Here is a 22517-nt window from a genome sequence, read left to right on the forward strand (position 1 = left end):
GCAGCTCCTTTGGTACGGCACCTGGCGGGCCTTGTTGCACAGGGCAAGGGCGGCGGGCCGGGCGTTAGAAAGTACAGTACAGCAATTGTTCACTTCTTGCACTCTTGTTCTACATGCGAACATCAGGGTTTGATGGCGCCACATCCTTCGGGCTTCCAGGCCTGCACAGGCGGTGCTCATCACCGTTGCGGCAGCCGCGCGGCAAGTTCCGCCGCTGCCGCCTGCAGCAGTGGAACGTGCGCCACCAACGCGTCAAGGCTCAACCGAAAAACAGGAACTGCCGTGGCAAGGGATGCGAATGCCTGCCCTTGGGAATTAAGCAGCGGCACGGCGACGGCACGCATGCCGATTTCATTTTCCTCATCCATTACCGCGTAGCCCTGGCGGCGGATCTGCTCTATTTCGGCGCGGAAAACCTGCCGCTCCGTGATGGACCGTTTAGTAAGGGGCACCAGTTCAAGCCCCTCCAGGAGGGCCTCCCGCTCGGAGTCCTCTGCGAAGGCCACCAGGGCCTTGCCGACCGCGGTGGTGTGCAGCGAGCCCAGATGGCCAGGATCGCTGGTGACACGGAACATCTGCGGGCCGTCAACCTTGTTCACCGTGAGGTGATGGTGGCCGTCCCGGACGCTGAGGATGGTGGCCTCGCCGGTCTCCTCGGTGACCCGGCGCAGGATAGGCATCGCCGTGCCTGCAAACCCGTGATGGTTGGACACCCGCTGGCCCAACTGGAAAATCCGAAGCCCGAGGTGGTAGCGGCGGCCGTCCTCCTCATAGTCCACAAACCCGTCGCGGGTCAGGGAACCCAGCAATCGGTACGTGGTGCTGAACGGCAATCCGGCCCGCCGCGAGAGCTCGGCGGCACTGGCGCCCCGCGGCTCGTCGCCGAGAAGGACCAGCAGGCCCAGGGCCTTGCCCACCATGTCCGTCCGGTCGGTCTTGACGGATGCGACGCTGGCTTCTGTGCCGGATTCTGCTTCCGTTGTGTCATTCAGGTCAGCGGCTGTGTCTTGGTTCACACTCATGAGTCGATATTGCCACATCGTGAGAGCTATTTCTAGATGGTGATTGTTTTTCTTGACAGGTGATCCCACTCACAGTCATCATTGCTGTATCGCACAAGTAGCTCCCACCATGTGGCTACAGGTCCGTCTCCATCGGGCTATTGCCGCCTCGCACGTGCCAGCCAACAACCCCGGCTGCGGCAGATGCGGCCCCAGATCCAAGCGCCACCATTCCGCGACAACGTAGTCACATCAAAGGAACTCCATGAGCCAGACACTTCCGTCCGCCGGGGCGGGTACTGCTACCCAGGGCGGGACGCCTAAGAAGGCAGCCCTCGCCAGTTTCCTGGGCAGCGCCGTTGAGTATTATGACTTCTTCATTTTCGGTTCGGCAGCTGCCCTCATCTTCCCCACGGTTTTCTTCCCGGATGCTGATGCCAATGCCGCCATCATGTCCTTCGCAACGTTCGGCTTCGCGTACGTTGCACGTCCGGTGGGGGCCGTTATTCTTGGCCATTTCGGTGACAGGGTGGGCCGGCGGAAGGTCCTGATGTTCACGCTGCTGCTGATGGGCGCTTCCACATTCCTGATCGGCTGCCTTCCTGACTTCAACACAGTTGGTTGGTGGGCGCCTGCGCTGCTGGTGGTGGCCCGCCTCTGCCAGGGTCTTTCAGCGGCCGGCGAGCAGGCCGGTGCTTCCTCCATGACCCTGGAACACGCGCCGGACAACAGGCGGTCCTTCTTCACTTCCTGGACCCTCACCGGCACGCAGGGCGGCCAGATCCTCGCAGCCCTCGTCTTCATCCCTGTGCTCGCGCTGCCTGACGAGATCAAGTACGGCATCGGCTGGCGCATTCCGTTCTGGCTCAGTGCCGTGGTGGTAGTCGTCGCGTTCTTCATCCGCCGCACCCTGCACGAACCCCCGGCATTCGAAGAAGCCCAGAAGACCGCCCAGATCTCCAAACTCCCCGTGGCCGACCTCCTGAAGACCCACTGGCGCGATGTCCTCCGTGTGGTCTGCTGCGCCTTCATCGCCGCCGTCTCCACGGTGTTCGGCACACTCGCCATCAGCTACGCCAAGACCGTGGCCGGCGTTGACGGCACCACCACGCTATGGCTCGTTGTCGGGGCGAACCTGGTGGCCCTGGGGACACAGCCGCTGTTTGGCATGCTGGCGGACAGGATCGGCCGCAAACCGGTCTTCATCTACGGCGCACTCTCCAGCGCCGTCCTGACTCCGGTGTTCTTGCTCAGCTTGGAATCCGGCAGCATCCCGCTGATGTTCGTTGCCGCCATCGGTTTCTTCTCCTTCGGCTACGCAGCCTCGAACGCCGTCTGGCCGTCCTTCTACGCGGAGATGTTCAGCACCAAGGTCCGCTTCTCCGGCCTGGCCATCGGCACGCAACTGGGCTTCCTGATGGCGGGCTTTGCGCCGGCCATCGTGGCAGCCATGGGCGGCATCAGGCCCGGCGGTTGGGTACAGATCAGCATCTTCACGGCCGTCATCTGCTCCATCGCAGCTATCTCGGCCCTCACGGCCAAGGAAACATTCCGGGTACCCACCCAGAAACTCGGCTTGAAGTAGCCCCCTGCCTTTCCCGCTTCCTGACCGCAAAGCCCGGCGCTGTGAAACAACACGCCGGGCTTTGCCGTGCCTCCCGAGGAGCAAGTGGGAAGGAACGCCCCGGAGGGCGGTTCAGCGCGCCGGCCAGGGCATAACAGTCCTGTTATTTTTCTCGGGCTTGCCAGAGCTCAGGTGACCCCTGCATAGTTCAAGTAACAGGAGAGTTGCAGTTAAAGTGCCTGCGTTGATTAGGGCCGAGGCCCTGCCTAGCGTGGAGAGCGAGTCGTCCGGAGTCGTCCAACCTCAACAAGGGCAGGGAAAGACCATGACCACAAAAGAACCGCACTCACGCCCTGACGCTGGGTCCGCCTCCGGGCCCACACCAGGCAGTCGCGATCGCGCCACAGTTACGCGGGCAGGCATGGCTTGGGCCTCAACCCTGGCAGCACTGATCCTGCTGATACTCCTCATTATCTTCATCGTTCAGAACCAAAACGACGTCACCATCGCCTTTTTCGGTCTCGAAGGCACCATCGCCTCGGGAGTTGCCCTCCTGATTGCAGCCGTAGGCGGTGGCGTGCTGGTCGCCGTTTCGGGTGCCGCCAGGATTCTCCAGCTCAGGTCCCGCGCCCGAAACCAGCCGAAGGCCTGACCGCCGGGGCTACCCCCGTCCGGTTGCCAGGACAGATGCCAGGTCGAAGCTGACCGGTTCCTCCAACTGGGCGTAGGTGCACGACCCCGGTTCGCGGTCCGGCCGCCAACGCACAAACTGCGCGGTGTGCCGGAAACGTTCCCCCTCCATGTGGTCGTACTTCACTTCCACCACCCGCTCAGGGCTCAGCGGCACGAAGGACAGATCCTTGCCGGCGCTCCAGCGGCTGCCCTCGGCGTTCCGCGGGGTCCTGTCCCCCTCTTCCTGCCGGCCCCACGCCCACGGATGGCCGTCGAAATCAGTTACCAGCGGCTGCAGTTCCTCGAACAATTCACGACGGCGCTGCATCGGGAAGGCGCCAATCACCCCAACACTGGCCAGGGCGCCGTCGCCGTCGTATAGCCCCAGCAGGAGCGATCCCACTGCCTTCGTGTCGTTCTTGTGAACGCGATAACCCGCCACCACGCAGTCTGCGGTGCGTTCATGCTTGATCTTGAACATCACCCGCTTGTCCGGCTGGTAGCTCCCGCCCAAGGGCTTGGCAATGATGCCGTCCAGTCCGGCCCCCTCAAACTGCTGGAACCACTGCTCGGCAACGGCCTTGTCCGGCGTGGCGGCCGTGAAGTAGACGGGCGCGGAGGCATCCGCGAGCGCCTTTTCCAGTGCCGCACGCCGCTCGGAGAAAGGCCGTCCTGAGTAGTCCTCGCCGCCGAGTGCCAGCAGGTCAAAGGCAACAAAGCTGGCGGGCGTCTGTTCGGCCAGGAGTTTCACCCGGCTGGCCGCGGGGTGGATCCGCTGTTGCAGCATGTCAAAATCCAGCCTGTCCCCGGAAGCGCCCACCATCACAATCTCGCCGTCCAGGACGCACTGCGACGGCAAGTTCTCCTTCAACGCCGCCACCAGCTCCGGGAAGTACCGGGTCATTGGCTTCTCGTTCCGGCTCCCAATCTCCAGTTCGTCGCCGTCCCGGAAGATGATGGAGCGGAACCCGTCCCACTTGGGTTCATAGCTCAATTCCCCTTCCGGGATCCGGGCTACCGACTTGGCGAGCATGGGCTTCACGGGTGGCATCACGGGCAGTTCCATAGGCCCTATTGTTGCCGCGGCGCCCCCGCCGGACAAGGACAGCAAGGGCCTTTGTGGAAAAGGGCAGCGCCTCCACCCGCTGTTGCCCCACGTGAAAAGGTCCGGCTGGGGCCCTTGTTTGGAAGCAGGTGTTGATTGGTAGCTGCGTGGCGCGATGTGGTCAGCGCGTGGGGGCGCTGCTGCGTCGCTGGGTCTGGCCGGAGAGTTCGGCATCCAGCGTCTCCTGCGCGATGCGCATCTGGTCCGCGTAGCGTGGTTCCTGAAGACGGTTCCAGATCACGTCCTCCGGAACGTCTTCCACCTGGCTCACCACCCACCAGATATTGCCGAACGGATCCTTGATCCGCCCTCCGCGCTGGCCGAAGGCGCTATCGCTGACCTCGGTCACAACCGTTGCGCCTGCAGCCACTGCCTTCGAGAAGGCTCCATCGGCGTCGGGCACCCACACCCTCAACAGGCTCGGCATGGCGGGCCATTCCGGTCGCTGGTCAAAAGCCAGAACGATCGTGTCGCCTACGCGAATCTCTCCGTGGCCGATTGAGCCGTCTTCCGTGACGACCCGGCACAGTTCCTCCCCGCCGAGGACCTCTGTGATGAAGTCGAGCAGCGCTCCAGTGTCCTTCGTGACTACCCAGGGCGCGACACTCGTGTAGCCGGCCGGGGCTGTGCTCCCAGTTTCAATCATTGCCATACCTTCCGTAGCTGTTGTGCTGACGAAACCAACTGTAGGAGCCAAATAGGACCGTTCTGGTCCTACTATTGCGGGAAGATGAATACATGTCCGGACCCACCTCACGTCTTCTCAGCCTTCTGTCACTGCTCCAAACCCCTCGCACGTGGGCTGGCAGCGAACTCGCGGAGCGGCTGCAGGTAACGCACCGCACGGTGCGCCGTGACATCGACCGACTTCGCGAGATGGGGTACCCCGTCGAAGCTGATCTGGGCGTCCATGGCGGCTATCGTCTGGTCGCGGGGACATCCATGCCTCCGCTTCTCCTGGAGGACGATGAGGCGGTGGCTGTGGCCCTGGGACTTCGCACCATCGCAGCGCAGGGTCTCCCAGGGCTCGAGGACGCCGGCATCAGGGCTCTCAGCAAGCTCAGCACGTCCCTCCCTGCCCGCTTGCGACACCGCGTGCGGGCACTAGGTTCATCCGCGATGAGCTGGCGCGTACGGTCCGCCGGCCCCGCCGATCCGGACGTGCTCACGATCCTGGCATCCGCCGCGTCCAACAGCGAACGCCTACGTATGCAATATCAGCGCCGTGACGGCGAGCAGGGACCGCGTCACGTCGAGCCTCGAAAGCTCGTCAACATGCACAAGCGCTGGTACCTCGTGGCATTCGACATCGAGCGAGATGCGTGGCGCACCTTCCGCGTCGATCGGGTCAGTTCGCCGCGGCCGACCGGTGCACCAGCCCGTCAACTCATGGATGATGCCGACATACCCGCCTACCTCGAAGCCAGCGAACTGGCGATGGAAGAGACGTACCGCGCCGACGTCACTATCCACCTACCGGTCGAGGTCGCCACGGAACGACTACGCGATCTTCTCGGCGACGGCGAACTCGTCACCGAGCGTGAAAACACCCGATGGCGAAGCGCCGAGGATACAGTCCCTTGGCTCGCCATCCGTTTACTCCTGCTCGACTGCGCCTTCGACGTCCACCACCCGCCAGCCCTGCAGGCACACCTTGCCGTCATCCACGAAAGAACAGGAACATAACCGAATCGAGGTGATCCACCAAGGAGCCAACGTATCCAGCTCCGCGGACCTTTCCGATGAGTCAACGCGAACCCTCGACATAACCCCATCAATAGCGGTAGGCATTAACGATGGTTACTGTTGGCTTTCACGCATCGCACGAACAGATCAGTCCCGCACAGCTCCTCAAGGATGTCCAGCACGCAGAACAGGCGGGCTTTGATGCCGCCATGTGCTCGGACCACATCGAGCCCTGGTCTGCCAGACAGGGACATTCCGGCTACGCCTGGTCCTGGCTGGGCGCGGCAATGGCCACGACAAACCTGAAGTTTGGCGTGGTCACAGCTCCCGGACAGCGTTACCACCCCGCCATTACCGCCCACGCTTCCGCTACGCTTGCCGGCATGTTTCCGGGCAGGTTTTGGATGGCGACCGGCAGCGGCGAGAACATGAACGAGCACATCACCGGCGACGCATGGCCGCCGAAGGAGATACGCCAACGCCGGCTGGAAGAGTGCGTGGACATCATCCGTCGGCTGCATCGCGGCGAGGAGGTAACCCACCATGGCCTGGTCAGCGTCGAACAGGCCCGGGTCTGGGAGGTGCCGGACCCTGCTCCACTGCTGATCGCCCCTGCTATCAGCGTCGCTACCGCCAGGAGGTCCGCGGCCTGGGCTGATGGGCTGGTCACCGTGAACCAGCCGATGGAGACCCTAAAGGAAATGCTGGGCGCGTACCGGGAGAACGGCGGAAAAGGTCCCGCCATTATCCAGGTCCACCTGTCCTGGGCAGCGGGCGAGGAGGAAGCTGAAGCCATCGCCCTGGATCAATGGCGCACCAACACCTTCGCGCCACCGGTCCCCTGGGACCTCCCCACCGCAGCCCATTTCGACGGCGTCAGCGAACAGATCGGCATTGACCAGGTGCGGAACTCCGTCAATATCTCTGCCAGCCTCGACCGGCACGTGGACTGGCTGGCCGGCTACCGGGATCTCGGCTTTGACGAGATGTACCTGCACTTTGTCGGCCAGGAACAAGCCCCGTTCATCGACGCGTTTGCCGCCGACGTTCTTCCCCAACTGCGCACGTCGGAAACAGTGGCCGTTGGAGCCTCTTCGGCTTCCGGGTTCCCCGTATGAGGATCGCGGAGACCTCGGACCTCTGGTGGAAAAACGCCGTCATCTACTGCCTGGATGTGGAAACGTTTTTTGACGACAACGACGACGGCATCGGGGATTTCGCGGGCCTCACCCAGCGCGTGGACTACCTCGCGGCACTGGGGGTCACCTGTATCTGGCTGATGCCGTTCTACCCCACCCCGGACCGGGACGACGGATATGACGTCACCGACTTCCTCAGCGTCGATTCCCGGCTGGGCGACCTTGGGGATTTCGTTGAATTCATTCGCGCCGCCAAGGACAGGGGCATGCGGGTGATTGCGGACTTCGTGGTGAACCACACCTCGGACAAGCACCCGTGGTTCATCGAATCCAAAAAGTCCACTGACAACCCCTACCGCGACTATTACGTCTGGCGGAAGGACACCCCGCCGGATACGTCGTCCGAAGTGGTGTTCCCCGGCGAGGAAACGTCGCTGTGGACCCAGGATGAGGCCACCGGCGAGTGGTACCTGCACATGTTCGCCAAGCACCAGCCGGACCTGAACGTCACCAACCCCAAAGTCCGGAACGAGATCGTCAAGGCCATGAGCCTCTGGCTGGAGCTGGGACTGGACGGTTTCCGGCTGGACGCCGTGCCGTTCTTCCTCGAAACCCGAGGCCAGCCCAATGACGAGGCAGCCAACCTTGACCCGCACGATTACCTCGCGGCGCTGCGCAGCTTCCTGAACCGGCGCAACGGCTCGGCCATCCTGCTGGGCGAGGTGAACCTGCCCTATAAAGAACAGTTGGAGTACTTTGGGACTGAGGGCAACGAGCTGAACATGCAGTTCGACTTTATGTCCATGCAGCACCTTTACCTCTCGCTGGCCAGGCAGGACGCCCGTCCGTTGGCTGAAACGCTCAAGAGCCGCCCTGCCCTGCATCCGGACAACCAGTGGGCCATGTTCGTTCGTAACCACGATGAGCTCACGCTGGACAAAATCAGCGACGGCGAGCGGCAGGAGGTCTTCGCCGCCTTTGGCCCGGAAAAGAACATGCAGATCTACGGCCGCGGCCTCAGGCGCCGGCTCCCGCCCATGCTTAACGGCGATCAGGAGCGGATCCGGATGGTCTATTCGCTGATGTTCACGCTGCCCGGCACCCCCGTGCTGTTCTACGGGGAGGAAATCGGCATGGGCGAGGACCTGCGCCAGAAAGGCCGGAGCGCCGTGCGTGCTCCCATGCAGTGGAGCGATGCGAGGAACGGCGGGTTCTCCAGTGCGAAGGCGTCCCAGCTGGTGGCGCCGCTGGTCCGGGGCGACTACGGCCCGGACACGGTGAACGCAGCGGCGGCCAAGCGGGATCCGGACTCGCTCTGGAACTTCATGGCCACCCTCATCCAGCGCTACCGCGAATCGCCGGAGCTGGGTTGGGGAGAGTTTTCCGTGATCGAGCAGCCGGAACCCGCCGTTTTTGCGCACAGCTGCACGTCCGACGGCGGCACGCTGGTATTGCTGCACAACTTCGGTGAGGAGCCGGTGAAGGTCAGCGCTGCCGTTGGCGCGGAGGACGGGTCGCCCCAGGAGCGGCGCCGCAAATACAAGGGCTGCGTCCTGCTGGACCTTTTAGACGGCGACAATATCCCGTTGGAGCCGGACGGCAACTTCACGGTGAACCTGGGTCGCTACGGCTACAAGTGGTTCCGGCTCCACGAGCCCGGAGATCGCCTGGCACCGTAACCTCGGCCAAGCTCAGTAGCTTAGGGAGCCCGCAACCCAGTGGCTACAGTGATAAGCCTTTCCGCCTCCACCAGGATCCGGGCCGATGCCGTGGAAGCGGCAGTCACGGTCCGGCCCCTGGAAGGAAGCTCGACGGCGCTCCCTCCGCCGCCCTCCCCGGGCCGATGGCCGGGGCGCACCCCTGCCCGGATGCCACCGTCGTACTCCAGCTCCTGGTCCTGGATCCCGACGGCGAGATCACTCATGAGTTCTGCATCCGCTGTGGTGGCGAGGTCGGAGCCGATGAGTTCGACCATCACCTTCAACCCGGCCAGCCGACGCTGCGGATCGGCCTCGTAAAGAGCGGCATCGATGGCCCATTGGGCGCGTTTCCACCACTGGTCCCGGCGATCCGCCCGAAGCTTTTGCCGATAACTGAGGTACGCCACCAGCACTACACCGAACGTTGCCACGGGTGCCACTGCGGCGATGGCGGACAAGACCAAGTAGAAATCCTGCACAGGTTGCATGCCACCACCTTAAGCGGACGCCCGGACAGAAACGCCGGAAACGGTCCCGGCGCGAAGAACTAACCGGGTCCTTACCGACGGGAAACGCGGCGGCAATATTTCCGGTTCACACTGGAACTGCCGGCAGGGGCTGGCGCCAGCTCCAGTTCAGGAGGCACTGCCATGTTGAAGGATCCACGTGCCCATGTAACCCGCGTCCGCGCCTTGGACCAGCTCCATCGTGGGGACCAGATCGAAGCCCGGATGTCCGTAGGCCCCGGCTACGACGACGTCGTGATCCGTCGCGGCAGCGTCCAGGAAACCGCGCCTGGCATCGGCGTCGTCTGGATCACTGACCACCTCACGGGAATGCGCAAGGCCATCAACACCGACGAATGCAGCGTCTGGCGGGTTGCCTGAAGCATGGTTCATACAGAGCAAGGGTTTGCTTCACCTGCCCTTGCGGCATCCCGGGCGGCGGGCGCAGTCGGTAAGGACTGCCCGCCGGCCGGCCTGCCAGGACCGGCAGCTTTCCGGGGGCGGGCAATAACAGCCGGAACCTTTCTCACGCTGGATCTGATGGAAAACGGTCTGATCGCGAAAGTGAATGCAGCCACTCGATCGCACCGTCTGTCATGGGGTGTACAGCGCCCAGCGACTCAAGGAACAACCGCGCCTCGGACATCTCCGCCTCGCGTCGGTGGGCGTGTGCCCGTGTACCCTCGAGTATTCGCGAAACGAGTGCAGGGCCGTGGGGACCAAGCTCCGTGGTGATCTGGTTGACTATCCATTCCTCGGCTCCTGCGGCGCGGGCGGCCGTGACGGATTCGAGGATCGTAGCGGCAAGCCCTTTCATAAAAACGCTGCGGAGCAGCTTCAGTCCAGCCGCAACCCCGGCCTCATCTCCCACACTGGTTGCCGGTATCCGCAACTCAGAGAGGACGCGCAATAACTCCCCTGCGCCGGAACCGCTCAGGACCAATGGCGTCTTGATCCGGGCACGCGGATCCGGGGCGAGGATGGCCACGTCCGCGAAAAGAATGCCGTTCTCATCCGCGCGCTTCGCGAGCCGCTGTTTTTGGGCTGGCCCGCTGGTATTCATGTCCGCGAAGATGCCTCTTGGGTCCATCGCAGGTAATGCCTCCTCGAACGCAGCTTCCGAGGCCTGGCCGCCCACGAGGCTCAGCACCAGTCCGGCCCCGCGGACTGCTCCGCCGATGTCCGCGGACCTGACGCCGGGCGGCGCTGCCGGCACCATCGGATCGTACGCCCAGACGCTTAATCCCTGCTCGGCGAGATCGGCGGCATAAATGCTCCCGGCTTCGCCGAGGCCCAAAACGGCAACGCGCATGGGAAACTTCCCCCTGTTGGTTATAAAATTGTTGACAAAATGGCGGCCCACATCGGGGTCCCTTGTTATCGGGTGAATTTTGGGAGCTTGAGTCCACATGTCGTCAGCGCCTGTGAGTGCTTCAGCGGCGGCCGAATCGGAATCCGCCGTCGATCATAGGGTGACTGACCTCATCCGTAACGGCATTATTCGAGGTGAGTACGTACCGAACCAACGGCTTGTCGAGGCAGATCTCAGCGACGTGTTCTCGGCAAGTCGGGCGACGGTGCGTACTGCCCTGCTCCAACTGGCCGCCGAAGGCCTGGTCGAACGCCTGCCCCATCGCGGGTCCCGGGTGCGGGCGATCTCCCTCGAAGAGGCCATCGAGATCCTTGAGGTGCGGATTGGCGTCGAGGGCCTGTGCGCGGCCAAGACGGCCGCCAACATAGGGGATGAAGACGTTGCAGCCTTTACTCGCCTTCGTGCCCAGTTGATCGAATCCGTCGCCAACGGCGATCTTGCCGAATATGCGCGCTTGAACCGTTACCTCGATGTCCGGGTCCGTGAACTCAGCAATCACGCCACGGCCTCCGACGTACTGGCACGCTTGCACGCCCAAAGCGTCCGGCACCAGTTCAAACTGTCGTCGCGCCCGCAGCGCGCCAAGGTCTCGGTGCTGGAGCACGTGGCAATCATCGACGCCGTCGTGGCGCGTGATCCGGCTGCTGCGGAGCAGGCGGTGCGGAGCCACCTGCTCAGCGTGATCGACGCACTGCGAAACCTCGCGCCGTCAGACCACGCAGCCTCAGCAGCCACGTGACTCACGCCCCCCTGCCGGAGCCGCCGTTCCCGCTGACAGCAGCTGCGGCGGTCCGCCAGCCGCCGTGGTATTCGGTGCGTGCGGTGACGGCGTAGGGTGCGGGACTCACCACTGCGCGTACGCTGATCTGCTCGTGCGGTTCCACGGTGGTCTTGTTCGTTCCGCCGTCGGGTTCACCCCAGATAACGTGGACCTCCGTGCCCATCTCGACGGCAGGATCAACAGTGGCCAGGGACAGCCCGCGCCGCTCGTTGGCCGTGACACCCGTGAAGAGTGAGAGCCCAACCCCGGTGCCGTCGGCGTCCACCACAGAGTCGTAATTCGACGATCCGTAGTTTGCGTTCGGCAGGTCGAAGAACTGGTAGCCCTGGCTGTCGCGGTCCAGGAAGGAGGCCCAGATTTTGGCAAGGTCCTCGTCGTTCCAGGCCAAGGTGACCTTCTTGCGCTGCCGGGCTGGATCAATCCGCTCCAGCGCGTCGCGTCCAATGAAGTCATGGTCGAACTTCACGAACGAGCCATAACCGAGCTCCCACGGATTCAAGTAGTAGTCCTCAATGTTCTGTGAGGCAAAGGAGCCCGCGAGCGCGTTGATCGCTTCATAACTCATCGCAGGCAACCATTCACGGTAGCCCCGTTCAGCTTCGCTGCTGTAGATCGCCGGCAGCGGCGAGGGGACCCACCCCGACTCCAGCGTGTTCGATGAATAGGCGCGGGAGCCACACGGTTCGAGGCCGAACTCGGCGCCGGCCTCGAGCACGGCGTCACGGATCTTCCCGTGCTGTTCGTACGGTCCCCAAATCTCCAGTCCGGGCGCGCCGGCCATACCGTGGCGCAGGGTACGCACTTGCTCCCCGGCAATGCCCAACTGACCCATGTGAAAGAACTTCACCGGCTCAAGCTTTGCCTTGTTGAGTTTCTCGATGATCTGCCAGGCGTTGGGGCCCTGGATCTGGAAGCGGTAGAACTCCCGGCGGACGGGCTGGCCGTAGGGACGCGACGGCGACCGGTCGTCATAGACGCATTCGACGTCGTACCCACCGGTTTCGGCGTGATACTGGAGCCAGTTCGCCGCAGGAGCACGGCCGACGAAGACGAAGTGCTGTTCCTCCAGGTGGAAAAGGATGCCGTCACCGATCACGCCGCCGTTGGACGCCGTGGGCACGAACTGCTTAGCGGTGTTCACGGGGAAGTTCGCGAAACTGTTGATGCCGGTGGCGGAGAGAAGTTTCAGGACGCCAGGGCCCTTCATGAAAAAGTTCACCATGTGGTGTGACTGGTCATAGAGGACAGCAGTTTCCCGCCAGGCACGCTGCTCACGCCGCCAGTTGGTGAACTCGGCCGGGACCACCGGGTAGATGTAGGCGCCCAGTTGGGAGTTGCGCAGGAGTTCGGCGGTATTTCCTGCCTCGTCGAGCACATTCTGCAGGGACTTCCGGGCCATCAGGTTGCTCCTTCAATAGTGGTCTGTATCCTGGGGCGCCACCAGGCGGCGCGGCAGCTTTCGCGCGCGTACTGCACGTAAAGGGCGGGGATGAGGGTGCCACTGGGCAAGTGTGCGGCGGGGCCGTGAAGGAATCCATCGGTCAGCGTCACGGTGAACTCCTTCGTTCGCTCAACGCACCAGGATCGTGCCGCGATCCAGTGTTTCGCAGCAACAAACACGAGGATCAGGATTGGTAACAAAATTGTAGCCGATCCCTTGACCGGAGTACCAGAGCGTGGTTTTCTGGCAAGAGGATGCGGTGGACGCGACAGCGATCCGGGGAAGGACCCGTCATGGCCAATGGAGGCACGGTTCTGGTCGTGAGTGCGCATGCCGGCGACTTCGTCTGGCGCGCCGGCGGGGCAATCGCAGGCGCGACCGCCCGTGGTGATCGCGCCGTCGTCGTCTGCCTCTCCTACGGCGAGCGCGGCGAGTCCGCGAGCCAGTGGCTGGCCGGAAAATCACTGGACGAAATCAAAGCCCTCCGGCGCGACGAAGCCCAGGCTGCCGCCGCTGCCCTCGGTGCCGAAATCGAATTCCTCGACGCCGGCGATTATCCCCTCCTGCCCAGCCGGGAACTGTTGGACGAGCTGGTACGGATCTACCGCAGGGTGCAGCCTGCCGTCGTGCTGACGCATCCGCTGCTGGACCCCTACAACGGTGACCACCCCGTGGCCGGCAGGCTGGCCATCGAGGCCAGGATCCTCGCCCAGGCGATCGGCTATGACGCCCCGGGCGACGTGCTCGGAGCACCACCGGTATTCTTCTTCGAGCCACATCAGCCCGAACAATCCGACTTCAAACCCGATGTCCTGCTGGATATCACCGCTGCCTTCCCGGCCAAGGAGCAGGCGATGAAGTGCCTGCCGGCGCAGCAGCACATGTGGGATTACTACACGTCGCTGGCGGTGCGCCGCGGCGTCCAGGTTAAGCGCAACGCCGGCCCCAACCTCGGCCTGCCGGTTGATACCAAGGGAGAGGCGTACATGCGCTACTACCCCCAGGTGACTGAGGTCCTCGAATGAAGACCGTCGTGGTCACTGATATTCAGCGGGCGGATGCCTCCTCCATTGATGCCCTCGGCTCGCACGGCGTCGCAACAGTGCACGAAGCGATGGGGCGTACAGGACTGGCTGGCGCCTCACTGCGCCCCATCCAGGAAGGGGCCCGGATCGCCGGTTCAGCCGTTACCGTCCTCTGCTGGCCCGGCGACAACCTCATGATCCATGCAGCGGTGGAGCAGTGCCGCGAGGGTGACGTGCTTGTTGTGACCACCGCTTCCCCCTCGCTTGACGGATCGTTCGGCGAACTGTTCGCAACGGCACTGCAGCACCGCGGGGTGCGGGGGCTCGTAACAACCGGTGGGGTGCGGGATGTGGCTGAGCTGCGGGCAATGGGATTTCCCGTCTGGTGCGCCGCGGTCAACGCCCAGGGTACGGTCAAGGCCACCGCCGGATCGGTAAACGTGCCGATCACGGTGGGCGGCACGGTGGTGCACCCGGGCGACGTTATCGTGGCCGATGACGACGGTGTGCTGTGCGTGCCGCGCCGGGACGTCCGGACCGCATGCGCAGCAGCCGATGCGAGGGTGGCAAAAGAGGCGCAGTCGCGTGCCGCCTACCTCGCCGGCGAATTGAGCCTGGACCGGAACCAGCTTCGCGGCCTGTTGGATAACCTGCGGGTCCGCTACGTCAGCGCTGCCGAGTACGCCGCGGAGTACGGGGTGGACCATGACAGCGGCTGAGGGCATCCCCTGCCTCTACATGCGCGGAGGTACATCGAAGGCCGTGTACTTCCTCGCGGGCGACCTGCCGGCAGACCGCGACGAACGCGACAACCTCCTCCTGCGCATTATGGGCACGCCGGACCCGCGGCAGATCGACGGACTGGGCGGGGCACATCCCCTGACCAGTAAGGCCGCCGTCATCTCACAGTCCCCCGACGACGCGGCCGACGTCGACTATCTTTTCCTCCAGCTGGGGGTCGACACCGCCTTCGTGACCGACCGCCAGAACTGCGGCAACATCCTGGCCGGCGTCGGGCCGTTCGCCATCGAGCGTGGGCTGGTTCCGGCCACCGGGGAGCAGACTGAAGTGCGCATCCGCATGGTCAACACCGGCAGCATCGCGGTAGCCCGGTTCGCCACTCCCGGCGGCGTGGTGGACTATGACGGCGACCTGGCGATCGATGGCGTTCCCGGTACGGCGGGGACAATCCAGCTCAACTTCGAGGCAACCGCCGGCTCGTCAACCGGGGCTCTCTTCCCGTCCGGAAACGTGCTGGACCGGATCGCTGGAGTGGACGCCACCTGCGTGGACAACGGCATGCCGACCGTCCTGCTGCGCGCCACCGATTTTGGGCTCAAGGGTGACGAGTCACCTCCGGACCTGGAGGCCGACGGCGGTCTGGAAGACCGACTCAGGGGGCTTCGTCTTGAAGCCGCCAAAGTGATGGGCATGGGAGATGTTACTGATGCCACCGTGCCGAAGCTTGTGCTGCTGGCCCCGCCCCGCGCGGGCGGCGCCATCTCCACCCGCAGCTTCCTCCCGGTGCGCGTACACACCTCAATCGGCGTGCTGGGGGCCCTGACGGTGGGCGCGGGAACACTCGCCGAGGGGTCGGTTGGGCACAGCCTCGCGGTGCTGCCGCCACCGGGCGCCCCGCTTCGAATCGAACATCCCACCGGGCACTTCGATGTCGACGTCGCGGTGGAGTTAACCGCGGACGGATTCGCTGTTACCAAATCAGCAGCCCTCCGCACGGCGCGGAAAATCTTCGACGGGCGGGTGTTCCCGCGTCCCCGCTTGTGACAGCACCCAGAGAAAGGACAAGGCCGTGACCGAGTACACCTCGTTCGACGTCGCCCACGTGGGGAATGTGGAGCTGCTGACGCCCACCTTCGACGAGAGCCTCTGGTTCTTCCGCGACCTGCTGGCCATGCGCGTCGTCGCAGAGACCGGCGAGCCCGGGACCAGCGGGAACGGCAAAAGGTCGGTGTATCTGCGCACGTGGGACGAATACCAGCTCTATACCCTCAAGCTCACCGCATCCGAGAACGCCGGGGTGGGCAGGACGACGTTCCGGACCACCAGCGCGGAGGCACTGGAGCGACGGGTGGCGGCGATAGAAGCCACCGGTCTCGGAATCGGCTGGGCCGACGGCGAAGTGGGTACCGGCCCCGCGTACGCTTTCCGTGACCCCGACGGGCACGACCTGGCAATCTACTACGAAACCGAGCGATACGTTGCCACCGACGACAAGCCGGCCCTGAAGAACCAGGCCTCCGCGTTTCCCGGCCGCGGCGTCAACGCCAGGCGACTGGACCACGTGAATTTCCTTGCCAAGGACGTGGTGGCCAACGGAGAATTCGTCGCGCATGCGCTGCGGGGACGCGAGAGTGAACGAATCAAGCTGGACGACGGCGGTTACGCCGCCTGGTGGTTCCACTTCAACAACAAGTCCTACGACATCGTCTACTCCGATGACTGGCTTAAGCACGGCAACCGCCTGCACCACATCGCTTTCGCCCCCGATACCCGCGAGGACATCCTCAAGGCAGCGGACATCTTTCTCGAGAACGGCATCCACATCGAGTCAGGCCCCCACAAGCATGCGATCAACCAGACCTTTTTCCTCTACGTCTGGGAGCCGGGAGGCAACCGCATCGAATTCGCCAACGCCGGTGCCCGTCTGTTGCTGGATCCCGACTCACCGGTAGTGGAGTGGACCCAGGAGGAGCGCAAAAGGGGGCAGGCCTGGGGAATGAAGACCATCGAAACGTTCCACACCCACGGAACACCCGTCGTCCGCCAGTGACGACATAACAAAAGTGACGACAACAAGATCCAGTAGTACTGCACGGGCAATACGGCACAGAAAGGTGCGAAGCCATGACCCACACAGTGAACACTTCAGCCCCGGTGACCACCGGCTTATACATAGGAGGCGCCGAACGTCAGGCGGCCGCCAGCCTGGAGGTGGTCGATCCGGGCAAACCGGGCGCCATCGTGGGGCGTGCGGCAGCGGCGGGCCCCGCTGACGTTGACGACGCGATTGCTGCGGCCAAGGCGGCCTATCCCGGATGGTCTGCCTTGAGCGCACGTGAACGCGCCGACCATATGCGTGCGGCGCTTGAAGGAATCGCCGACTTCCGCGATGAGGACGCCGCCATCCTGTCCCAGGAGAACGGGAAGATCCGGATGGAGGCGTGGATCGACTCGCTTGTGCTCGAGCTCCGGTGGAACCTTGCGCTGGAGTTGGCCGACCAAGTGGACGCGACCACGGTTCTCCCGCCGGCGCCCGGGATCCCTGTGTCCACCACGGTGGCGTACCAGCCGCTGGGCGTGGTGACGGTCATCGTGCCGTTCAATTGGCCCATCGCGATCCTCGGGGCGTCGCTGCCACACGCGCTTCTTGCCGGCAACACCGCCATCGTGAAGCCCCCGCCCACCACCCCGCTTGCTACCACGCGGGTTGTTCAAAGGATCGCAGAGAAACTTCCTCCGGGCGTGCTTAACGTCGTGACCGGCAAGGACGCGGACATGTCGGCCCTCATCACAAGCCCCGACATCGCGAAGGTCTGCTTTACCGGCAGTGTTTCCGGCGGCAAGCGCATCATGGAGATGGCCTCTAAATCCCTGACCCGGGTAACACTGGAACTGGGTGGAAACGACGCCGCCGTCGTACTGGAAGATGCCATTCTCGATGACGCCCACCTTGACCGTCTGTACGCTGCGATCTTCGACACCACCGGCCAGATTTGCATGGCCGCGAAACGCGTTTACGTCCACCGTTCGCGCCTGGATGAACTGACGGCAGGACTGTCCGCACGCTTGGACAAGGCCGTGATCGGTTACGGACTGGACGACGGAACCACAATGGGCCCCCTCCATCAGGCGGCGCATAAGTCCTTTGTCACCGAAATCATCGAGGAGGCAAAGGCGGCCGGCGCTGACGTCAGGGAGTTCGGTGCGCTGCCGGTGGACCCGGAGCTGGCGGGTGGCAACTTCATCCGCCCCGCGCTCGTGATCGATCCCGACGAGTCGCTGCGGGTGGTTACCCAGGAGCAGTTTGGTCCCGTGATTCCCCTCATTCCGTTCGACACCGAGGATGAGGCCATCCGTTCCGCGAACGATTCCTGGTCAGGGCTTTGCGGCTCGGTTTGGAGCGCTGACTCCACAGCGGCGGGCCGGGTGGGCGGAAGGCTGGTCTGCGGCTATGTCTGGGTCAATGACCACGGTGCCACGAGGCTGGACCTGCGGGCCCCGTTCGGGGGAATGAAGCAGTCGGGCATGGGCCGGGAGCAGGGGATCGAGGGAGTCCGCGCCTTCCAGGACACCCGCTCGATCGCGCACCTCGAACCCGACGCCCAGTCCGCGGGCTGAGGGGGTGAAGCAAGTCCACGGATCGTGAATCGAGCAGTACGGGAAGGGCGCGCGGATGCCCGCTCACGGGCGGATGTCTGCCGCACATATCCATAGACAATACCTATACGGATAGGTAAAATTTATAGTGCAACGGACGGCCCGCCGAAAGGACGTGGGACGGTGGCTAGAAGCACACAGACAACGAACCGTGCAGCATCGCTCGAACTCGTGAAGGATTTCTCCCTCGAGATGACCGGCAAGGATGTCCCTGCTCTCCTTGAGGCCAGACCCCTCATCCCCCTGGGCACCAGAATCAACGTAACCTTCCTGGCCAACGAAGACCTTGAGATGCGCGTGGCCGCCGCCAAGGCGGTCCGGGAAATGGGGTTCGTGCCCGTCCCTCACATCTCGGCCCGGCGATTGAATTCCAGGCAGCAACTCGAGGAATTCCTCGACCGCTTGCGTGAAGTGGATGCTGCCGGACACGTGTTGGCCGTCGGCGGTGATCCCGCGCAGCCCGAGGGTCCATACAGCGACTCACTCTCGGTGATACGCAGCGGCGTCCTGCAGGAGTTCGGGGTACGCGAAGTCGGAATCGGCGGGTACCCGGAGGGTCACCCGGACATCCCGACGGAGACCCTCTGGCAGGCGCTCGAAGAAAAGACTGCAGCGCTCCGGGAACAGGGCCTTGACACGGTCATCCTCACCCAGTTCACATTCGATACCGATCCCGTGGCGGAGTGGATCGAGGCAGTTCGGGCCAGGGGCATCAGCGCTCCGATCCGCGTTGGCACCCCGGGACCGGCGGGGATAAAGCGGCTCCTGGGCTTCGCCCGCCGCCTGGGCGTCGGCGCGAATGCCATGATCGTGAAAAAGTACGGCTTCTCCCTCACCAACCTCGTGGGCGTAGCCGGGCCCGACAACTTCGTGAACGATCTTGCCGCCTTACTCGCCAGCCACTCCGCGGGTGGAAGACCCCTGGGGACACAGGTGGGGCTACATTTCTACACGTTCGGTGGCCTGTCAGAGACGGCTGGCTGGGTCCGCCGATTCACCGGGCAGCAGTGAGGAGGCCAGCATGGTTTTACACCTCCAGGCCCAGAAGGACCAGGCCTGCCTGATAGTCCATGGCCCCGACCGGTCCGGGATTGTCTCCGCCGTCGCTGCCGTTGTCACACGCAATCACGGCAACATCGTCTCCCTCGACCAGTACTCCAGCGATCCCACAGGGGGCGACTTCTTCCAGCGTGTCGTCTTCAGCCGGCCCGATTTTGCACTGGCGTTGCCCGAGATCGAGGCAGATCTCGGCCGTACGCTGACGGCGTTAGGGCTGGCCTGGACCCTCACCGACAGGTCTGTTCCCAAGCGCATGGCAATCCTGGTTTCGACGTCGGACCATTGCCTGCTCGAACTCCTGTGGCGGCACCGCCGCGGCGAGCTGCCCGTAACCATCCCGATGGTGATCTCGAACCACACCAACACGGCGGAGGACGTCCGCTCGTTCGGTGTTCCCTTCTTCCATGTACCGTCCGCCGAGACTGACAAGTCATACGCGGAGGCCCAGATCCTGAAGCTGCTGGAAGGGAACGTGGATTTTGTGGTTCTGGCACGCTATATGCAGATCCTGTCGCCGGAATTCCTGGACCGCGTGGGCGTTCCGCTGATCAACATCCACCACTCCTTCCTGCCCGCGTTCATCGGTGCGGCCCCGTACCGCAAGGCCAAGGAGCGCGGAGTGAAACTGATCGGTGCAACGTCGCACTATGTGACCAAAGATCTTGACGAAGGCCCCATCATCGAGCAGGACGTTGCCCGGGTGACACATAGCCATAGCGCCACAGATCTCCAGGCCCGCGGTGCATACGTTGAACGGGCCGTGCTTTCGCGCGCCGTCGAGTGGCATGCCCAGGACCGTGTCATACGGCACGGCAACCAGACCATCGTCTTCTGACTTATCCCAACGCTTGAGGCGGCAACCAGTACACCAACCCGAACCAACAACCGACACAGAATGAGAGGTTCATCGTGGCACCCAAAAATCTGCAGGAAGTCCTGGACTCGTCGCGCGGAGCAGTGGACCTGCTGCGCAACTCACAGATCGGCTCTTACATCTACCCCGTGGTTCCGGCAGACTTCCAGAACTGGATCAAGGAGCAGGCCGCATGGCGGCAGACCGCCGTGCTTTATGACCAGTCCCACCACATGGACAACCTGTTCATGAACGGCCCTGATGCCATCAAGCTGATTTCATCCACGGCGATCAACTCCACTGCAGTCTTTCCGGTCAACAGGGCAAAGCAATATGTGCCCACCACCGAATCCGGACACGTCATCGGCGACGGCATCCTCTTCCACCTGGCCGAGGATGAATATGTCTACGTGGGACGCTCACCCGCAGCAAACTGGCTGCTCTACCACGCCGAGACCGGCGGCTACCGGAACCTGGACATGACTGTGGACCGCCGTTCGCCGTCCCGGCCTTACGGCCAGCAGGTGACACGCCAGCTATACCGTTTCCAGATCCAAGGGCCGAACGCCTGGCAGGTGATCGAGAAGATGAACCGCGGCCCGCTTGAGCAGCTCAAGTTCTTCAACCTGTCAACAATGACGATCGGGAGCACAAACGTACGCACCCTTCGTCATGGCATGGCCGGCGCTCCGGGTCTTGAGATCTGGGGACCGTACGCGGACCACGGACGGATCCGGGACGCGATCCTCGAAGCCGGGGCCGAGTTCGGCATTGTGCCCGTCGGTTCGCGCGCCTATCCCTCCAACACTCTTGAGTCCGGTTGGATTCCCTCACCGCTGCCGGCTATCTACACCGGCGAAGCTGAGCGGGGCTACCGTGAATGGCTTCCCGCCGACGGGTACGAGGCAACCGCAACCCTCGCCGGTTCCTTCGTCTCCGAAAACATCGAGGATTACTACTTGACGCCGTGGGAGCTCGGCTACGGCTCGTTCGTGAAGTTCGACCATGACTTCATCGGGCGCGACGCGCTGGAACGGACCGACCCTTCCACCCAGCGCAAAAAGGTAACCCTCGCCTGGAACGCGGACGACATTACGTCGATCTTCGCATCACTGTTCAACGTGGAGGGCCCGAGCTACAAGTACTTCGACCTGCCTCTCGCCAACTACGGCTCGGCGAACTATGACTCCGTGATCGACGCCGACGGCACCGTTGTCGGGTATTCGATGTTCACCGGTTACAGCGCGAATGAGCGGCGGGCACTGTCACTCGCGACGGTCGACCCCAATGTTCCGGAGGGCACGGAACTGAAAGTTGTGTGGGGGGAACCGGACGGCGGTACTGCCAAGGCCGCAGTGGAGCCACACGCTCAGACGGAGGTGCGGGCGGTAGTCAGCCCCGTGCCCTATTCCTCGGTCGCCCGCGCCACCTATCAAGGCGGGTGGCGCACCAACTACAAGTCGGCCTAGGCTGGAAGCCGGGTTCAGGAAACAGCAGTGCCCCCTGGACCCTTGTCCGGTGACTGAAGGAGTGCGGCATGAGCCTGCGGTACGCGCTGCTTGCGCTGCTCCGCGTGGGCCCGCTGTCGGGCTACGACTTGCAGAAGCAGTTTTCCATATCTGTGGGACACGTGTGGCATGCGCCCGACTCGCAGATCTACCCTGAGCTTCGCAAGATGGAAGTTGAGAACCTCGTAGAGGGTGAGGAGCAGCCACGGGGCCAGCGTGCCACCCGTCGGGTCTATCACGTGACGGACGCCGGAGAACAGGCCTTTCTGGACTGGATGCAGACACCGTTGGAGTACGCCCGGGTCCGCGACCCCGCCCATCTGCGGGCCGCATACCTTGAGGCTACGACCCCCGAGGCCGCCCGCCGGTTCTTCCGTTCGCACATTGAGCAGTGGGAGGGCGAACTCGCCCAATGGGAGGGTGAGCTCCTGAAGATAACAGAGGTTACCAACCCGATGCTGGTACGGCGCCTGGCGGTCACTGCGCCTGAGGACCGTGAACGCACCATCGCCTTCAAACGCTTTACGTACGAGGGTCTTGTTGAACGGGCCCGTGGCGAAATCGTCTGGGCGCGGCGCGGGCTTGCCCTGGTTGATGGCCTGGCGGACACAGGTGAAGTCTGGGTTGACCCCAGTTCCGCCCGCGTTTAGCCGGACCGCCACGCCGCCGCCTGGCACAAAGGCCCGGCAGCATTGTGGCGATTGCGG

The 22517-nt window shown here is 63.7% G+C and carries 23 protein-coding genes; 16 read left to right on the forward strand and 7 right to left on the reverse strand.

The window, feature by feature from the left end:
• Positions 1 to 179: 179 nt before the first annotated feature.
• A complete protein-coding gene (locus tag ACWA13_RS18030) occupies positions 180 to 920 on the reverse strand; it encodes an IclR family transcriptional regulator (protein WP_463937968.1) in 741 nt (246 codons plus the stop codon).
• A gap of 346 nt (positions 921 to 1266) precedes the next feature.
• On the opposite strand from ACWA13_RS18030, the gene ACWA13_RS18035 reads away from it, so the two are divergent.
• Together ACWA13_RS18035 and ACWA13_RS18040 are read left to right on the forward strand one after the other, a co-directional pair.
• Positions 1267 to 2586 carry an MFS transporter gene (locus ACWA13_RS18035; protein ID WP_463935773.1) on the forward strand — a complete coding sequence of 440 codons (1320 nt, stop codon included), beginning with the start codon at positions 1267 to 1269 and terminating at the stop codon, positions 2584 to 2586.
• A 304-nt stretch (positions 2587 to 2890) separates the two neighbouring features.
• Entirely contained in the window at positions 2891 to 3217 is a 327-nt protein-coding gene (locus tag ACWA13_RS18040) for a LapA family protein (protein WP_463935774.1), read from the forward strand.
• 9 nt (positions 3218 to 3226) lie between these two features.
• Here the strand turns inward: ACWA13_RS18040 and ACWA13_RS18045 are convergent, their stop codons facing one another.
• Together ACWA13_RS18045 and ACWA13_RS18050 are read right to left on the reverse strand one after the other, a co-directional pair.
• Complete coding sequence (locus ACWA13_RS18045) at positions 3227 to 4303, reverse strand: ATP-dependent DNA ligase (protein WP_463935775.1); 1077 nt, start codon at positions 4301 to 4303, stop codon at positions 3227 to 3229.
• A gap of 160 nt (positions 4304 to 4463) precedes the next feature.
• The gene (locus ACWA13_RS18050; protein WP_463935776.1) at positions 4464 to 4988 is read right to left on the reverse strand and encodes a VOC family protein; all 525 of its coding nucleotides are present in this window, start codon (positions 4986 to 4988) and stop codon (positions 4464 to 4466) included.
• Positions 4989 to 5080: 92 nt separating this feature from the next.
• On the opposite strand from ACWA13_RS18050, the gene ACWA13_RS18055 reads away from it, so the two are divergent.
• The 3 genes from ACWA13_RS18055 (at position 5081) to ACWA13_RS18065 (ending at position 8846) form a co-directional block, all read left to right on the forward strand.
• Positions 5081 to 6028, forward strand: a complete 948-nt coding sequence (locus ACWA13_RS18055; protein ID WP_463935777.1) for a helix-turn-helix transcriptional regulator — start codon at positions 5081 to 5083, stop codon at positions 6026 to 6028.
• Positions 6029 to 6138: 110 nt separating this feature from the next.
• Positions 6139 to 7146 (forward strand): TIGR03885 family FMN-dependent LLM class oxidoreductase, encoded by a 1008-nt coding sequence (locus tag ACWA13_RS18060; protein ID WP_463935778.1) that lies wholly within the window; start codon positions 6139 to 6141, stop codon positions 7144 to 7146.
• The gene (locus ACWA13_RS18065; protein ID WP_463935779.1) at positions 7143 to 8846 is read left to right on the forward strand and encodes an alpha-amylase family protein; all 1704 of its coding nucleotides are present in this window, start codon (positions 7143 to 7145) and stop codon (positions 8844 to 8846) included. Before ACWA13_RS18060 ends, ACWA13_RS18065 begins: the two co-directional genes overlap by 4 nt.
• Positions 8847 to 8866: 20 nt before the next feature.
• Here ACWA13_RS18065 and ACWA13_RS18070 read toward each other — a convergent pair whose 3' ends face one another.
• A complete protein-coding gene (locus ACWA13_RS18070; protein ID WP_463935780.1) occupies positions 8867 to 9355 on the reverse strand; it encodes a hypothetical protein in 489 nt (162 codons plus the stop codon).
• A 162-nt stretch (positions 9356 to 9517) separates the two neighbouring features.
• Between ACWA13_RS18070 and ACWA13_RS18075 the strand changes: the two genes are divergently transcribed.
• Complete coding sequence (locus ACWA13_RS18075; RefSeq protein WP_463935782.1) at positions 9518 to 9754, forward strand: hypothetical protein; 237 nt, start codon at positions 9518 to 9520, stop codon at positions 9752 to 9754.
• Between the two features lie 145 nt (positions 9755 to 9899).
• On the opposite strand, the gene ACWA13_RS18080 is transcribed toward ACWA13_RS18075, so the two are convergent.
• Positions 9900 to 10685: an NAD(P)-dependent oxidoreductase gene (locus ACWA13_RS18080; protein WP_463935783.1), complete on the reverse strand. Its 786-nt coding sequence runs from the start codon at positions 10683 to 10685 to the stop codon at positions 9900 to 9902.
• Between the two features lie 97 nt (positions 10686 to 10782).
• Between ACWA13_RS18080 and ACWA13_RS18085 the strand changes: the two genes are divergently transcribed.
• Positions 10783 to 11484, forward strand: coding sequence for a GntR family transcriptional regulator (locus tag ACWA13_RS18085; protein ID WP_463935784.1), 702 nt, complete (start codon positions 10783 to 10785; stop codon positions 11482 to 11484).
• Between the two features lies 1 nt (position 11485).
• Here ACWA13_RS18085 and ligM (ACWA13_RS18090) read toward each other — a convergent pair whose 3' ends face one another.
• Both ligM (ACWA13_RS18090) and ACWA13_RS18095 read right to left on the reverse strand, forming a co-directional pair.
• Positions 11486 to 12925 (reverse strand): vanillate/3-O-methylgallate O-demethylase, encoded by a 1440-nt coding sequence (ligM, locus tag ACWA13_RS18090; protein WP_463935785.1) that lies wholly within the window; start codon positions 12923 to 12925, stop codon positions 11486 to 11488.
• Positions 12925 to 13077: a hypothetical protein gene (locus tag ACWA13_RS18095; protein WP_463935787.1), complete on the reverse strand. Its 153-nt coding sequence runs from the start codon at positions 13075 to 13077 to the stop codon at positions 12925 to 12927. Before ACWA13_RS18095 ends, ligM (ACWA13_RS18090) begins: the two co-directional genes overlap by 1 nt.
• Positions 13078 to 13260: 183 nt before the next feature.
• On the opposite strand from ACWA13_RS18095, the gene ACWA13_RS18100 reads away from it, so the two are divergent.
• From ACWA13_RS18100 to ACWA13_RS18140, 9 genes are all read left to right on the forward strand, one after another.
• Positions 13261 to 13992: a PIG-L deacetylase family protein gene (locus ACWA13_RS18100; protein ID WP_463935789.1), complete on the forward strand. Its 732-nt coding sequence runs from the start codon at positions 13261 to 13263 to the stop codon at positions 13990 to 13992.
• Between the two features lie 8 nt (positions 13993 to 14000).
• Complete coding sequence (locus ACWA13_RS18105) at positions 14001 to 14711, forward strand: 4-carboxy-4-hydroxy-2-oxoadipate aldolase/oxaloacetate decarboxylase (RefSeq protein ID WP_463935790.1); 711 nt, start codon at positions 14001 to 14003, stop codon at positions 14709 to 14711.
• The gene (locus ACWA13_RS18110) at positions 14698 to 15777 is read left to right on the forward strand and encodes a 4-oxalomesaconate tautomerase (RefSeq protein WP_463935792.1); all 1080 of its coding nucleotides are present in this window, start codon (positions 14698 to 14700) and stop codon (positions 15775 to 15777) included. Before ACWA13_RS18105 ends, ACWA13_RS18110 begins: the two co-directional genes overlap by 14 nt.
• Before the next feature lie 25 nt (positions 15778 to 15802).
• Positions 15803 to 16783 carry a VOC family protein gene (locus ACWA13_RS18115; protein WP_463935793.1) on the forward strand — a complete coding sequence of 327 codons (981 nt, stop codon included), beginning with the start codon at positions 15803 to 15805 and terminating at the stop codon, positions 16781 to 16783.
• A 74-nt stretch (positions 16784 to 16857) separates the two neighbouring features.
• Positions 16858 to 18351, forward strand: a complete 1494-nt coding sequence (locus ACWA13_RS18120) for an aldehyde dehydrogenase family protein (RefSeq protein WP_463935794.1) — start codon at positions 16858 to 16860, stop codon at positions 18349 to 18351.
• A 231-nt stretch (positions 18352 to 18582) separates the two neighbouring features.
• Positions 18583 to 19401, forward strand: coding sequence for a methylenetetrahydrofolate reductase (locus ACWA13_RS18125; protein ID WP_463937969.1), 819 nt, complete (start codon positions 18583 to 18585; stop codon positions 19399 to 19401).
• Between the two features lie 10 nt (positions 19402 to 19411).
• On the forward strand, positions 19412 to 20284 hold the full coding sequence (gene purU / locus ACWA13_RS18130) for a formyltetrahydrofolate deformylase (protein WP_463935796.1): 873 nt from the start codon (positions 19412 to 19414) through the stop codon (positions 20282 to 20284).
• Positions 20285 to 20358: 74 nt separating this feature from the next.
• On the forward strand, positions 20359 to 21771 hold the full coding sequence (ligM, locus tag ACWA13_RS18135; protein WP_463935798.1) for a vanillate/3-O-methylgallate O-demethylase: 1413 nt from the start codon (positions 20359 to 20361) through the stop codon (positions 21769 to 21771).
• A gap of 68 nt (positions 21772 to 21839) precedes the next feature.
• Complete coding sequence (locus ACWA13_RS18140) at positions 21840 to 22460, forward strand: PadR family transcriptional regulator (RefSeq protein ID WP_463935799.1); 621 nt, start codon at positions 21840 to 21842, stop codon at positions 22458 to 22460.
• Positions 22461 to 22517 lie beyond the last annotated feature (57 nt).

The organism is Pseudarthrobacter sp. TRD_SC_9 (genome assembly GCF_055361265.1).

Coding starts and splice junctions, on each gene's coding strand:
- ACWA13_RS18045 (WP_463935775.1), bottom strand. CDS start 4,303: ATGGAACTGCCCGTGATGCCACCCGTGAAGCCCATGCTCGCCAAGTCG.
- ACWA13_RS18075 (WP_463935782.1), top strand. CDS start 9,518: ATGTTGAAGGATCCACGTGCCCATGTAACCCGCGTCCGCGCCTTGGAC.
- ACWA13_RS18100 (WP_463935789.1), top strand. CDS start 13,261: ATGGCCAATGGAGGCACGGTTCTGGTCGTGAGTGCGCATGCCGGCGAC.
- ACWA13_RS18070 (WP_463935780.1), bottom strand. CDS start 9,355: ATGCAACCTGTGCAGGATTTCTACTTGGTCTTGTCCGCCATCGCCGCA.
- ACWA13_RS18085 (WP_463935784.1), top strand. CDS start 10,783: ATGTCGTCAGCGCCTGTGAGTGCTTCAGCGGCGGCCGAATCGGAATCC.
- ACWA13_RS18140 (WP_463935799.1), top strand. CDS start 21,840: ATGAGCCTGCGGTACGCGCTGCTTGCGCTGCTCCGCGTGGGCCCGCTG.
- ACWA13_RS18125 (WP_463937969.1), top strand. CDS start 18,583: ATGACCGGCAAGGATGTCCCTGCTCTCCTTGAGGCCAGACCCCTCATC.
- ACWA13_RS18055 (WP_463935777.1), top strand. CDS start 5,081: ATGTCCGGACCCACCTCACGTCTTCTCAGCCTTCTGTCACTGCTCCAA.
- ACWA13_RS18065 (WP_463935779.1), top strand. CDS start 7,143: ATGAGGATCGCGGAGACCTCGGACCTCTGGTGGAAAAACGCCGTCATC.
- ACWA13_RS18030 (WP_463937968.1), bottom strand. CDS start 920: ATGGTGGGCAAGGCCCTGGGCCTGCTGGTCCTTCTCGGCGACGAGCCG.
- ACWA13_RS18040 (WP_463935774.1), top strand. CDS start 2,891: ATGACCACAAAAGAACCGCACTCACGCCCTGACGCTGGGTCCGCCTCC.
- ACWA13_RS18050 (WP_463935776.1), bottom strand. CDS start 4,988: ATGATTGAAACTGGGAGCACAGCCCCGGCCGGCTACACGAGTGTCGCG.
- purU (WP_463935796.1), top strand. CDS start 19,412: ATGGTTTTACACCTCCAGGCCCAGAAGGACCAGGCCTGCCTGATAGTC.
- ACWA13_RS18035 (WP_463935773.1), top strand. CDS start 1,267: ATGAGCCAGACACTTCCGTCCGCCGGGGCGGGTACTGCTACCCAGGGC.
- ACWA13_RS18080 (WP_463935783.1), bottom strand. CDS start 10,685: ATGCGCGTTGCCGTTTTGGGCCTCGGCGAAGCCGGGAGCATTTATGCC.
- ligM (WP_463935785.1), bottom strand. CDS start 12,925: ATGGCCCGGAAGTCCCTGCAGAATGTGCTCGACGAGGCAGGAAATACC.
- ACWA13_RS18120 (WP_463935794.1), top strand. CDS start 16,858: ATGACCCACACAGTGAACACTTCAGCCCCGGTGACCACCGGCTTATAC.
- ACWA13_RS18110 (WP_463935792.1), top strand. CDS start 14,698: ATGACAGCGGCTGAGGGCATCCCCTGCCTCTACATGCGCGGAGGTACA.
- ACWA13_RS18060 (WP_463935778.1), top strand. CDS start 6,139: ATGGTTACTGTTGGCTTTCACGCATCGCACGAACAGATCAGTCCCGCA.